At 62.2% G+C, this 12,899-nt stretch carries 13 protein-coding genes and 1 pseudogene; 3 read left to right on the forward strand and 11 right to left on the reverse strand.

Annotated elements, in window-relative coordinates:
- The first annotated feature begins 86 nt into the window (after positions 1-86).
- Together ACL0K2_RS15435 and hutC are read left to right on the forward strand one after the other, a co-directional pair.
- A complete protein-coding gene (locus ACL0K2_RS15435; protein ID WP_413042966.1) occupies positions 87-1,427 on the forward strand; it encodes a Na+/H+ antiporter family protein in 1,341 nt (446 codons plus the stop codon).
- Between the two features lie 86 nt (positions 1,428-1,513).
- Entirely contained in the window at positions 1,514-2,257 is a 744-nt protein-coding gene (hutC, locus tag ACL0K2_RS15440) for a histidine utilization repressor (protein ID WP_413042967.1), read from the forward strand.
- Positions 2,258-2,286: 29 nt separating this feature from the next.
- On the opposite strand, the pseudogene ACL0K2_RS15445 reads toward hutC, so the two are convergent.
- The 11 genes and pseudogenes from ACL0K2_RS15445 to ACL0K2_RS15495 form a co-directional block, all read right to left on the reverse strand.
- A pseudogene (locus tag ACL0K2_RS15445) lies at positions 2,287-2,728 on the reverse strand (carbamate kinase); the annotation flags it as partial.
- Positions 2,729-2,828: 100 nt separating this feature from the next.
- A complete protein-coding gene (locus ACL0K2_RS15450; protein WP_045164011.1) occupies positions 2,829-3,152 on the reverse strand; it encodes a DUF3392 domain-containing protein in 324 nt (107 codons plus the stop codon).
- 9 nt (positions 3,153-3,161) lie between these two features.
- A complete protein-coding gene (gene hemW, locus ACL0K2_RS15455) occupies positions 3,162-4,379 on the reverse strand; it encodes a radical SAM family heme chaperone HemW (RefSeq protein WP_413042968.1) in 1,218 nt (405 codons plus the stop codon).
- Positions 4,376-4,972 carry an RdgB/HAM1 family non-canonical purine NTP pyrophosphatase gene (gene rdgB / locus ACL0K2_RS15460; RefSeq protein ID WP_413042969.1) on the reverse strand — a complete coding sequence of 199 codons (597 nt, stop codon included), beginning with the start codon at positions 4,970-4,972 and terminating at the stop codon, positions 4,376-4,378. Before rdgB ends, hemW begins: the two co-directional genes overlap by 4 nt.
- On the reverse strand, positions 4,969-5,391 hold the full coding sequence (locus ACL0K2_RS15465; RefSeq protein WP_045164009.1) for a DUF4426 domain-containing protein: 423 nt from the start codon (positions 5,389-5,391) through the stop codon (positions 4,969-4,971). Before ACL0K2_RS15465 ends, rdgB begins: the two co-directional genes overlap by 4 nt.
- Positions 5,392-5,418: 27 nt before the next feature.
- The gene (metW, locus tag ACL0K2_RS15470) at positions 5,419-6,018 is read right to left on the reverse strand and encodes a methionine biosynthesis protein MetW (RefSeq protein WP_045164008.1); all 600 of its coding nucleotides are present in this window, start codon (positions 6,016-6,018) and stop codon (positions 5,419-5,421) included.
- Positions 6,019-6,027: 9 nt separating this feature from the next.
- Positions 6,028-7,167, reverse strand: a complete 1,140-nt coding sequence (gene metX / locus ACL0K2_RS15475; protein ID WP_413042970.1) for a homoserine O-succinyltransferase MetX — start codon at positions 7,165-7,167, stop codon at positions 6,028-6,030.
- 81 nt (positions 7,168-7,248) lie between these two features.
- Positions 7,249-9,210, reverse strand: coding sequence for a dynamin-like GTPase family protein (locus ACL0K2_RS15480; protein WP_239611241.1), 1,962 nt, complete (start codon positions 9,208-9,210; stop codon positions 7,249-7,251).
- A gap of 117 nt (positions 9,211-9,327) precedes the next feature.
- The gene (locus ACL0K2_RS15485; protein WP_045164005.1) at positions 9,328-9,918 is read right to left on the reverse strand and encodes a YggT family protein; all 591 of its coding nucleotides are present in this window, start codon (positions 9,916-9,918) and stop codon (positions 9,328-9,330) included.
- A gap of 276 nt (positions 9,919-10,194) precedes the next feature.
- Positions 10,195-11,022 carry a pyrroline-5-carboxylate reductase gene (proC, locus tag ACL0K2_RS15490; RefSeq protein WP_413042971.1) on the reverse strand — a complete coding sequence of 276 codons (828 nt, stop codon included), beginning with the start codon at positions 11,020-11,022 and terminating at the stop codon, positions 10,195-10,197.
- 12 nt (positions 11,023-11,034) lie between these two features.
- The gene (locus ACL0K2_RS15495; RefSeq protein WP_413042972.1) at positions 11,035-11,748 is read right to left on the reverse strand and encodes a YggS family pyridoxal phosphate-dependent enzyme; all 714 of its coding nucleotides are present in this window, start codon (positions 11,746-11,748) and stop codon (positions 11,035-11,037) included.
- 66 nt (positions 11,749-11,814) lie between these two features.
- On the opposite strand from ACL0K2_RS15495, the gene pilT reads away from it, so the two are divergent.
- Positions 11,815-12,849, forward strand: coding sequence for a type IV pilus twitching motility protein PilT (pilT, locus tag ACL0K2_RS15500; RefSeq protein ID WP_019339777.1), 1,035 nt, complete (start codon positions 11,815-11,817; stop codon positions 12,847-12,849).
- The last annotated feature ends 50 nt before the right edge of the window (positions 12,850-12,899 follow it).

Here is a 12,899-nt window from a genome sequence, read left to right on the forward strand (position 1 = left end):
CTGTGACGCTCTCCTGGCCTGTCTCTAATGGCAGGCCTTGGGGGCGTTTTGTCGCAAAAAAACAATAAGAACCGAAAGGAACTCCAATGAATTCAGTCGTTTTGGCCGTATTGGCCATGGTCACGCTGTCGATGATGCGGGTCTCGGTGGTCTTTGCGCTGGTGGTCTCCGCGGTGATCGGCGGGCTGACGGCCGGGATGCCGATCGAGGCCATCATCGAGGCCTTCAACGAGGGGCTCGGCGGCGGCGCCTCGGTGGCCCTGGCTTACGCCACTCTGGGCGCGTTCGCTGTGGCGCTGTCGCGTACCGGTATCGCCCAGCGACTGTCGGCCCGGGTCGTCGAGCATCTGGGGCACAGCCGCCATAAGACGGGCGAGCTGGCGCTGGTCAAGTGGGTCATGCTGACCAGCCTGGTGCTGGCCGGTTTCGCCGCCGAGACCGTGATTCCGGTGCATATCGCCTTTATCCCGATCCTGGTGCCGCCGCTGTTGCACGTGATGAATCGTCTGCAGCTGGACCGGCGGCTGACCGCCCGCGCGATCACCTTCGCCATCACCGTGACCTACATGGCATTGCCGATCGGTTTTGGCGCCATTTTTCTCAATGACATCCTGATCGGCAACGTCAACCAGGCCGGCGCAGCCCAGGGACTGGCGGTCAGCCGCGAAATGGCTCCCCAGGCGATGGCGATCCCGGCACTGGGAATGGTCCTCGGGCTGGCAGTCGCTGCGTTCAGCTACCGCCGCAAGCGGGTCTACCAGGAACTGCCGGTCGCCGGCGAGCATCTGCGCAGCAATACCACCCCATTGGGTGCGCGCCAGCTCGGGTTGATCGTTCTCGCCCTGCTACTGGCGCTGGGTGTGCAGTTGTGGAGCGGTTCGATGATATTCGGCGGCCTGGTCGGCTTCGCGGTGATTTCGATCAGCGGAGTGATCCGCTGGGACGAACAGGACGACGTGTTCACCCAGGGCATGCGCCTGATGGCGCTTGTGGGATTCATCATGATTGCCGCTGCCGGCTTCGCGGCTGTGATGAAGGCCACCGGAGAGATCCCCAGCCTGGTCAGCAGCTCGGCAGAGCTGATCGGCGACAATCGAGGCATGGCGGCCTTGATCATGCTGCTGGTGGGGCTGCTGATCACCGTCGGCATTGGCTCGTCGTTTTCCACGGTGCCGATCATCGCCTCCATTTATGTGCCGCTGGGGCTGGGTTTTGGCTTCTCGCCGTTGGCGATCATCGCGTTGGTGGGGACCGCCGCGGCGCTCGGTGATGCCGGTTCGCCCGCTTCGGATTCGACCCTGGGGCCCACTGCAGGGTTGAATGCCGATGGCCAACATGACCACATCTGGGACACCGTGGTACCAACGTTCCTGCACTTCAACCTGCCGCTGATCGCGGCCGGTTGGCTGGCGGCAATGCTGTTCTGATTGCCCTGGCGTGCTCGGGTCCCTGCACCTCGGCCACGGCGGACGTTATCATCCGCGCATCGCGCGTCGACATTAAGGGGGCCTGAGTGGCCAGCAATACACCACGCTACCGGGTCATCGAGCAATATCTGCTCGAACGCATCAGCGCTGGGGATTTTCCGGTCAACCACCAGATACCCGCAGAGGAGCAGCTGGCGCGGGATTTTGGCGTCAGCCGGATGACCGCCAACAAGGCCATCCGTGATCTGGTGCAGAAGGGCTACCTGATTCGCCAAGCCGGGCTCGGCACCTTCGTCACCGATCGCAAGGCCGAGTCTTCGCTGCAGGAGGTGCTGAATATCGCGGCTGAGGTCAGGGCGCGCGGTAACGAATACAGCAACCTGATACTGCGTTGCGAGGCGATCGAGGCGGACGACGAGGTCGCCCTGCGGCTCGGCGTACGGGTCGGCACGCCGACCTTCCACAGCATTCTGGTGCACCGCGAGAACGGCCTGCCGATCCAGTTGGAGGATCGCTACGTCAACCCGCGCTGGGTGCCCGATTACCTACAGACCGATTTCGCCCGGCACACGCCCAACGAGGTGCTGGTGGCCGCCTGCCCGATCTCCGACGTCGAGCATGTGGTCGAAGCCGTGCTGGTCGATCGCCAGACCGCCGAATGGCTGGCCATGGACTCGGCGACCCCTTGCCTGAGCATGATTCGCCGGACCTGGTCCGAGGATCACTTGGTCAGCTACGCGCGGCTGATCCACCCGGGAGACCGCTACAAGCTGCGCTCGGCGCTGGGGCCGCGCGACTTCGCCTCGGCCTCGCTGCGACGTGGCAGCTGACGCCTTCTCGGCGTGCCAAGGCGAGCCGGCTAGGACGATCCGCTCGGTGTCAGGCTGACACGAGTCCCCGCCCGGCTCTGAACGATCGCCTCGATATCGCCGAGCGAACCGATGGCCGCCGACTTGCCGGTATTGCGGCGAACTCGCAGGTGGCCTGTACCTTCGGCCCATCGAGTGCAGCTTGCGGTCCTGGTCATAGTCCGTCGGGATGCCTCCGCCACTGGCACAAATGACCACGGCGCTTTTTTCCAGCAGCCAGCGGATCGGCCGGATTTCGAAGATTCGCTTTGGCCGGGGTCTGGCGACCACGCGGCGGAAGCGGTCGCCGTCCGCTGCGATGCGCCAGCTTTTCTGGGTGGCCAGGCGTTCGGCTTCTTCGCGGCTGTAAACCGGCCCGATCGGCTTGCTCGATTGTTCGAAGGCAGAGTCGTTCGCGTCCACCTCGACCTGGGTCAGCAAGCGACCTGCGGGCCGTTGTCGTGGCGTTCAATTTCCTGCAGCGCATCAGCTGCACGGTATGTCTGGGGAGCCGATGGATCTCGATCGATTTCTGCGCGAGGAGTAATGCCGCTCAGTTACGGTCGGCTACCACGCCGATAATGAACAGCAGCAGCAACAGCACTGGCGCGAGCGTGTAGTTGTTGAACTGAGCCAATCCCTTGGCCAGCCAGGGGCTCAGGTAGATGATGCCGAGGCCGTAGACCAAGGCGCAGAAGACCACGAAGGCCAGGGTGCGCAGAACGAAATTGAGCCCGCCAATGTTCTTCTGCACCCAGGCGTTGAGCGCCGGTCCGAACAGGACGAACAGCGTCGCCACGATCGCCAGCGAAATATCGAACAGGTGGCTTCGGCTCCAGCGCGATAGGGTGGCGATGAGGTCGAGTACAAGATCCATGCGGGGTCCTTAGGGCAGGAAAAGCTGCAGCAGGTCGTTGAGGAATAACTGGCCCTTGGCCGTGGCGGCCAAGCGCTGCGGGTCGCGCTCGAGCAGTCCGCGCGCTTCGGCTTTGCGGCGGCCTTCGACGAGCATCTCCGTCGACAATCCAGTGCGCTCAGTGAACAGTGCTGACGGAACGCCGTCGGTGAGGCGCAGCACATTCATCAGAAATTCGAAGGGTAATTCATCGTCGCGCAGAACCGATTCGCCGGCACGGTAGCGCTTGGCCGGGTCCAGGTAGTCTTTTGGCAATCGGGTCTTCCAACTTCGGCGAATCTGCCCGTCGGGGCTACTGATCTTGCCATGTGCGCCGGCACCGAGGCCGAGGAAGTCACCGAAGGTCCAGTAATTGAGGTTGTGTCGTGCCTGACGTCCGGGCTGAGCATAGGCCGAGGTTTCGTACTGACGGAAGCCATGCTCGGCGAGCAGCACCTGGCCTGCCTCCTGGATATCCCACAGCGTCTCGTCCTCGGGTAGCTGAGGTGGTCGGTTCCAGAATTCGGTGTTGGGCTCGACCGTCAGCTGGTACCAGGACAGGTGAGTCGGCTGCTGGGCGATAGCGGTGCGCAGATCGCCGAGGGCATCGTCCAGGCTCTGCTCGGGCAGTCCGTGCATCAGGTCCAGGTTGAAGTTGTCGAAGCCGGCGGCGCGCGCCATGTCGGCGGCGCGTACGGCTTCGTCGCCGTCGTGGATCCGCCCCAGCGCTTTCAGCTTGGCGGCTTGAAAACTCTGAACGCCGATCGACAGGCGATTGATTCCGAGGTGACGGTAGTCGCGGAATTTCGCTTGCTCGAAGGTGCCCGGGTTGGCCTCCAAGGTGATCTCGACGTCAGCGGCGAAACCGACCCGTTGTTGCAGTCCGTCGAGAATCCGGCCCAGCGCTTGGGCGGAAAACAGACTCGGGGTACCGCCACCGAAGAAGATCGAGGTGAGCCTGCGCCCCTGCACCTGATCCAGATCGCTTTCCAGATCGTCCAGCAGCGCCGCGACATAGGCGTCTTCGGGGAGCGTCGGACCGGCCGCGTGCGAATTGAAGTCGCAATAGGGGCATTTGCGTACACACCAGGGAATGTGGACATAGGCGGCCAGCGGCGGCAGCGCCAGGTGTGGACCCGTGCGCTGAGCCTTGTCCGAGTGGTTCGCGTTGCCAGCTTCCCGGTTGCTGCGACTGCCGGTTTCGCTCATGCGATACCCAGGCGCTGCTTGAGCAGGGCCATGGCACGCGCGCGGTGGCTGAGCTGGTTCTTATCCGCGGGTGTCATCTCGGCGCTGGAACAGTTGCGCTCTGGCACCCAGAACAGCGGGTCATAGCCGAAGCCATGCTCGCCCTGGGCGGCATGCAGAATACGCCCATGCCAGAGCCCCTCGCAGATGATCGGCAGCGGATCCTCGGCATGCCGGACCAGCGCCAGCGCGCAGACGAACTGCGCGCCGCGCTCGGCATCCGGCACGTTCCTGAGCGCATCCAGTAGCTTGGCGTTGTTCGCGGCATCGCCCTGACCATCGGCGTAACGGGCCGAGTAGATCCCCGGCGCGCCACCGAGATGGTCGACCGCCAGTCCCGAATCGTCGGCGAGTGCCGGCAGGCCGGAAACCCTGGCCGCGTTGCGCGCCTTGAGGATAGCGTTCTCGACAAAGGACAGTCCGGTTTCTTCCGGTTCCTCGTCGGTGAATTCGCCAATCGGACGTACACGTACCGTGTCGCCCAGCATGGCCTGCAGTTCCTTGAGCTTGCCGGCGTTATGGCTGGCCAGCACCAGTTCGTTGAAAGGCATCATTCGTCTGGAAAGAATTCCTGGGTGAAATCGAAGTTGATCGGATCGGCGCCCGTGGGTCGTACGTTCAGGTTGAAACGCAGCGTCTCATTGGAGTCGAAGGGAAACTGCGCGAGGTAGTAGATGGCCTCGTCGCCTTCCTTGAGCTGCTTGAAGGTCAGGGGGTAATCCTGACCGAGAAGATTCTTGACCACGCCACTGACCTGCGCGGCCACCGGCTTGCCGGCCTTGATCACCGAGACGTTGACCACGCCCTGGGCCTTGCTGCGCACCAGACCGGCGGCTGCGGCGATGTCCGGTTGGAGAAAGCTGGAATTGAAAGCGATGTAGTGAACGTCGTGCTCACCGACGCTGTACTTGCGCTCGGCCAATGCCGGTAAGGTGAACAACAGGGCGAGCAAGCATATCAGGCTGCGTTTCATGGACGGTTCCTCCATTGATGAAGCGGATCAGCGGCCCGGTCCGGTGACTCGGTATATACCGATCTCGCCGATCAGGTTGGGCCATAGGCGACTTGCCATCCCATGCTTGTGATGGCGATCCACCGCCAGGCGTTCGAGTACCCGGGCTCCGCGTTCACGACACAGCCGCTCGAAATCCTCGAAGGTGCAGAAGTGGATGTTCGGCGTGTTGTACCAAGTGTAGGGCAGGAACTCCGAGACCGGCATGCGGCCCTTGCTGGCCAGATACCAGCGGCAGCGCCAGTGGCCGAAGTTGGGAAAGGTGATGATGCATTCGCGACCGACACGGAGCATTTCCTTGAGCAACACATCCGGGTAATGCACCGCTTGCAGCGCCTGGGTCATGACCACCATGTCGAAGCTGTCGCTGGCGAAATTGCCCAGGCCCTTGTCGAGGTCCTGCTCGATGACGTTGACACCCTTGTCGATGCAGGCGGCGATATTATCGGGATCGATTTCCAGGCCGTAACCACTGACCTGCTTGTGATCTCGCAGCCAGGCCAGTAGCTCGCCGTTGCCGCAACCGAGGTCGAGCACGCGGCTACCCGCCGGTATCCAGTCTTGGATGATTTCCAGGTCGGCGCGCATGTGGGTTCCTTATACGACGATGCGGTTCATGTAGCCGCGAAACGCCTGCAGATAGCGGGGAATGGGAATCAGAAAGGCGTCATGGCCCTGGGGAGCGTCGATTTCCAGGTAACAGACGTTCTTGCGTGCCGCCATCAGCGCATCGACGATTTCATGTGAACGCTCCGGGGAGAAACGCCAATCGGTGGTGAAGGAGATCACGCAGAAGTCCGCCTCGGCCGTCGACAGGGCTTTTGCCAGATCGTCGTCAAACGCCGCCGCCGGATCGAAGTAGTCCAGCGCCTTGGTCATCAGCAAGTAGGTGTTGGCGTCGAAACGACTGGAGAACTCTTCGCCTTGATAACGCAGGTAGCTCTCGACTTGGAATTCGACACTGTTGAAATCGTAGTTGAGCTTCTCGCTCTTCAGGCCGCGACCGAACTTGGTGCCCATGGCGTCATCGGACAGGTAGGTGATATGGCCGACCATTCGGGCCAGCATCAGGCCGCGCTTGGGAATCACGTTGCGTTCCTGGAAGTGCCCGCCGTGGAACTCCGGATCGGACAGGATCGCCTGGCGCGCCACCTCGTTGAAGGCGATGTTCTGCGCCGACAACTTGGACGCCGAGGCGATCGCGACGCAGTGGCGAACCCGTTCCGGATAGCTCATGGTCCATTGCATCGCCTGCATGCCGCCGAGGCTGCCGCCCACCACTGCCGCCCACTGTTCGATGCCCAATACATCGGCCAGGCGTGCCTGGCTGTTGACCCAGTCCTCCACCGTGACGACGGGGAAGTCCGCCCCGTAAGGCTTGCCGGTCAGTGGGTTGATGCTGCTGGGGCCGGTCGAGCCGTTGCATCCACCGAGGTTGTTCAGGCTGACCACGAAGAAGCGGTTGGTGTCGATCGCCTTGCCCGGCCCGATGCAGCTGTCCCACCAGCCGGGTTTATTCTCGTCCATGCTGTGGAAACCGGCTGCATGGTGATGGCCGGACAGCGCATGGCAGATCAGCACGGCATTACTGCGCGCGGTGTTCAATTCACCGTAGGTTTCGTAGATCAGCTGGTAGTCATTGAGCGTGCGGCCGCAGGCAAGTGCCAGCGGTTCGGCGAAATGCTCGACCTTCGGACTCACCAGACCAACGGAATCGGCTGGAATAGCTGTGGGCATCGACCCTGGCTCGTACTGGAAGAAGGCGGCAAAGTCTAAAGGTTAGCGCGCCTCAATTCATCCTCAATCGCAACGCCCGAGTCAACTCAGGCTGGCGCTGGTGAGGCTGACCACTTTGCCCTGGCGACGGATCGGAGCCGGCCGCCGCAGCAATCGCAACATTTCCCCAGCCTGTGCCAACTGTTGCTCCAGCTCGAGGCTGTAGCGTGCCAGCAGACGACCGCGTTGGCTGCTTTGCTGGCTCTCCTGTGCCAGGCTTTTTAGCTGCAGCAGGTGCGCTTCGAGCTGTTGCTTGTGCTCCAATGAATGTTGCATCAACGGCATCAGGGCTTCGTCGGCCCATTGCTCGGCGTCCTGACGCAGGCGCTGATGCATTCCGATGACTTCCTGCACCAGGGTGGCGAAGAAGCGTCGGGTCAGCGTGCGCTGCTCGGTAAGCAGCGTTTTAAGCTGCAGGCGAAACTGGTCGGCTTTGTTCTGCAGTCCCTTCAGCTCTTTCTGGTAAGGGCCGAGCCGAAACAGGGGAGCGTCGACCCCGTGCAGCGGGTTCTGTTCGTTGTGGCGGGCGTAGATCGCCGACACCATCTTGTTTGCTAGCGCCGCCTCATGCTCGAGCGCACCCAGGTCCTGCTCGACCGAACGGAAGAAGTGCAGAATGCTCAGGTTGATACCCAGGGTCGTCAGGCTGCCTGTCAGGCTGCGGCGCAGGCGGGTCAAATGCTCTTCCAAGCGCTCGGCGCGCACGGTGCCGCGCAGCAGCTCGCCCTGACGCTGCAGCAGGCGCTGGTTGGTCTTCAATTGCAGCAGGCGCTTGTGGTGCTGATTGTGATCGTGCCGAGTGCGGGCGGTCAGCTCCAGCAACAGCTGCCCGCTATCCTGACGGCGGTTATCGAGCAGTTCGCTCTGTTCGCGAACCTTGGCCAAGCGCTGGGTCAGGATGTGCTGGCTGTTCTGTAGCAGAGCGAGCACCTGGCGCACCACCTGTTGCTCCAGCAGGCGCTCCTTCTGCGCGAGGATGCGTTCGCAAAGAAGCTGCTCCAGCGCCACCAGTCGGCTGCGCTCAAGCAGTGGCTGATCGCCGCGAATCTTCGCAAGCAGTGCCTGCTTGGCCGAAAGCGGAAGCACGTCGTCGACGGCGATACCCAACTGTTGGGCGGTGCTGCTCTGCATCCTCTGGATCGCATCGTTGACGAACGCGTCGCCGGAGACGTCGTCCCAGAGCACATCGATTTTGTTCAGCACGGCGAACAAACGGTGTCGACCGCCGTCGTCGAGCTGATGGATATGCTGCTGCCAGATATCCATATCGCTGGCGGTCACGCCGGCGTCGGCTGACAACAGAAAAATTACCGCCTGGGCACTCGGCAGCATCGACAGGGTGAGTTCTGGCTCGCTGCCCAGCGCGTTGAGGCCCGGCGTATCGAGTATCCGCAACCCCTGGCGCAACAGGGGGTGATCGAAGTTGACCATCGCGTGCCGCCAGGCCGGCACCATGACTTCGCCGGCCGTCTCCGCTTGTTCCAGTGAGTCGGGATGGAAACCGAGCTGAACGGCTTGCTCCACCGGCATGGATTTGGTGGAAGCGACCTGGGTGAAGGCTTCGACCATGGCGTCCGGCTTGTTCGGATCCAGCGCTATGTTCTGCCAGAAACGCGGATTGCGCTTGAGCTGGGCGATGCTCGTGTCGTCCAGGCGCGACTCGATCGGCAACAGGCGGATATAGGAGCGCTCCGCGCGTGGATCAAAAAACAGTTCGGTTGGGCACATGGTGGTGCGCCCTGCACGCGAGGGCAGGATGCGTTGGCCGTACCCGGAGAAAAACAGGCTGTTGATCAGCTCCGTCTTGCCACGGGAAAACTCGCCGACGAACGCCAGGGTGATGTGATCGGTGCGCAGCAGTTTCAAGGCACGATCAAGCCGCGCATCTACCGCCTCCGAATTGAGGCGGTTGTGCCCCAGCCAGCTGCGGTAGCGGGTGATCTCCCGAACCAGATCACGCTTCCAGGTAACGTAGGCATCCACTTGCCGGTCTAGTCGTTCCATGATCGTGGTGCTTCCTGAAAGGCGGATCGGGCGATTATCCCAATCGCCCGATGCGGGTCAATTGAGAGGGTGTGAACTACCGCTCAAAGGCCGCATGTGGTGCGCAGACGGTTGGCCTCAGATCAGCGAGCGGAGGATATTGGGCATATGCGTCATCATCGCCAAGTTGTTGATCACCAGCATGTCCAGCAGCTTGATCGCCAGAAAAGCGAAGATCGGCGAGATATCCAGCCCGCCAAGATTGGGCAGCAGGCGGCGGAAAGGTGCCAGCGCCGGTTCGCAGATCTGGTTGACCAGTTGAGCGCCGGGGTTGTGGCTACCGGGTGCGACCCAGGACAGGATTACGCTGATGATCAGCGCGTAGAAGAATATGTTCAGAAACAGCCCGGTCACGCCAATCAGCGCCCAGACCAGAAGCTGCAGCGGGTTGCCGATGGTGCCGTAGGCCAGCATCAGGATGGCAGCCATCAGCAGCACTTGAATCACGATGGCCAGCACCAGCGAGGATAGATCGATGCCGCCGATGCTCGGTATCACCCGGCGCAACGGCCGCAGCAAGGGGTGCGTGGCGCGCACGATGAACTGGCTCAGCGGGTTGTAGAAGTCCGCCCGGACCAACTGCAGGATAAAGCGCAGCAGCACGATCAGCAGATAGAGACTGCCGAGCGTCTGGACGATCAGGATCAGGGCTTGTGAGAGTTGCGACATGAAGGCTCCTTAGGGTCTGTTGATGTTTCGTCGCGAGCCGCGTTGCTGCGTCAAATGACGCCAGGCAAGGCGCGGGACGCAGGTAATGGTTGTTCCCTTGACAAGTCTCGCAACGCCGCATGGCGTCATTTGACGCGCAACCCGAAGGGCCGGGCCTGTTTTTGCGCGGTGCGGCGTTATTCGTCGTTCATTTGGAATGACCAAACTTCTCTCCTCATGCCTTGCTCCGCGCAAAAACAAGCTCCGGCGCGGCCGCGAACGAAACGTCAACAGACCCTAATTACCCAGTTGTTCGGCGAGTTCGGCCGAGCGTTGTGCGGCGGCATTCATCGCCTGTTGAACCAGGCTCTCGAAGCCGCCTGTCTGGAAGGCTTTGATCGCCGCTTCGGTGGTTCCGTTCGGCGAGGTGACGCGGCGACGCAGTTCGGCTGCATTGACGTCGCTTTCGCAGGCCATCCGTGCGGCACCCAGCGCGGTGTGCAGTGTCAGCTGCGCCGCGGTGTCGCGTGGCAGGCCCAGGTGCTGGCCGGCGGCGGTCATGGCTTCGATCAACAGGAAGAAATAGGCGGGCCCGCTGCCGGAGACGGCGGTGACGGCGTCGATCAGTTCTTCCTTGTCCAGCCAGAGCGCCAGGCCCACAGCCGATAGCAACTGCTCGGCCTGTTGTTTTTGCTCAACGCTGACCTGAGCACTGGCGAACAACCCGCTGACGCCTTGACGCAATAGCGATGGCGTATTCGGCATGCAGCGCACGATGGCCCGTGGCGTCTGCGGCCCCAGCCATTGCTGCAAGCTGGCGCAGTTGATTCCCGCGGCGATCGACACGATCAGCTGGTTCGATTGCAGATGGACGGCCAGATCGCGGCAGACCGACTGCATCATCTGCGGTTTGACCGCCAGCAGGACGACATCGGCACCGGCAACGGCTTGGCTGTTGTCGGCGAAGGTCTCGATGCCGTGGGTTGACTCCAGCTCGGCGCGCTTGTCAGCGCCTGGATCGCTGGCACAGATGGATGTGGCGGATACGCCTTGGGCACGCAACCCGCCGATCAGGCTGGCAGCCATGTTGCCGCCGCCGATGAATGCGATACGGGGTGTGTTCATGCGTGGGCTCCTTTACTTATGCGCAGGTTTGGCCGGAGCGGTCTGCGGTGGCGACGCGCGGGCGCCGAACAGGGCAGTGCCGATGCGGACCCAGGTGGCGCCTTCTGCGATGGCAGCCTCCAGATCCTGGCTCATGCCCATGGAGAGGGTGTCGAGCTCGAGGTCGAGCTCGTTTTGCAACTGTCGCAGGCGGGCGAAGGCGGCACGCTGCTCGGCGGGATCGTCGGTCGGCTCGGGAATCGTCATCAGCCCCCGCAGACGCAGGCGGGGCAGGGCGGCGATGACCTGAGCCAGTTCTGGCACATCCTGTGGTTCGCAACCGGACTTGCTGGCCTCGCCACTGACATTTACCTGCAGGCAGATATTCAGCGGTGGCAGTGATTCGGGGCGCTGGTCGGAGAGCCGCTGAGCGATCTTCAGGCGGTCGACCGAATGAACCCAGTCGAAGTGCTCGGCGATCGCCTTGGTCTTGTTCGACTGGATCGGGCCGATGAAATGCCAGGTCAATGACAGGTCGGCGAGCTCGGCCTGTTTCTCAAGAGCTTCCTGCAGATAGTTCTCGCCGAAATCGAGTACACCGGCGCTGGATGCCTCGCGAATCGCGGCGGCCGGCTGGGTCTTGCTGACCGCCAACAGGCGTACCTCGTCGGGATCACGCGCCACAGCTTGCGCCGCCTCACGGATGCGCGTTGCGACCTTTGCAATATTGTTCGCTATCGTGGACATTAACTGCGCCTGCCACCTTAGGGTCTGCGCGGCATTCTACCTGCTTGCTTGTAATTGGGGAGTCCCATGGATATCACAGAACTGCTGGCCTTCAGTGCCAAGCAGGGTGCGTCTGACTTGCACCTGTCTTCCGGCTTGCCGCCGATGATCCGCGTTGACGGTGACGTGCGCCGGATCAATCTGCCGGCGATGGACCACAAGCAGGTGCACGCACTGATCTACGACATCATGAACGACAAGCAGCGCAAGGATTTCGAGGAGTTCCTCGAGACTGACTTTTCGTTCGAAGTGCCCGGCGTGGCGCGCTTCCGGGTCAACGCATTCAACCAGAATCGCGGCGCCGGTGCGGTGTTCCGGACCATTCCGTCGAAGGTGCTGACCATGGAAGACCTCGGCATGGGCGAGGTCTTCCGCAAGATCACCGATGTGCCGCGAGGGCTGGTGCTGGTCACCGGGCCGACCGGTTCGGGCAAGTCGACCACCCTGGCGGCGATGCTCGACTATCTGAACAACACCAAATATCACCACATCCTCACCATCGAGGACCCGATCGAGTTCGTCCACGAGTCGAAGAAGTGCCTGGTCAACCAGCGTGAAGTGCACCGCGACACATTGGGCTTCTCCGAAGCCCTGCGCTCGGCGCTGCGTGAAGACCCGGACATCATCCTCGTGGGCGAGATGCGCGATCTGGAAACCATCCGCCTGGCGCTGACCGCCGCGGAAACCGGTCACCTGGTATTCGGCACCCTGCACACCACCTCGGCGGCCAAGACCATTGACCGCGTGGTCGATGTGTTCCCGGCGGAAGAAAAATCCATGGTTCGCTCGATGCTCTCCGAATCGCTGCAGGCGGTGATCTCCCAGACCCTGCTGAAGAAGGTCGGTGGCGGTCGAGTGGCCGCGCACGAAATCATGATCGGTACACCGGCGATCCGAAACCTGATCCGCGAGGACAAGGTGGCGCAGATGTATTCCTCGATCCAGACCGGCGGTTCGCTGGGCATGCAGACGCTCGATTCCTGTCTCAAGGGGCTGCTGGCCAAGGGGTTGATTTCGCGCGACGCAGCCAAAGAAAAGGCCAAACAGCCGGAAAATTTCTAAACCCACGGGTGGTCCGGCGACATCGTCGCCGGCTTCCGCTTCGCTACAAC

It is taken from the genome of Pseudomonas sp. YJ42, from assembly GCF_047225135.1.
GTDB lineage: Bacteria > Pseudomonadota > Gammaproteobacteria > Pseudomonadales > Pseudomonadaceae > Stutzerimonas > Stutzerimonas stutzeri_E.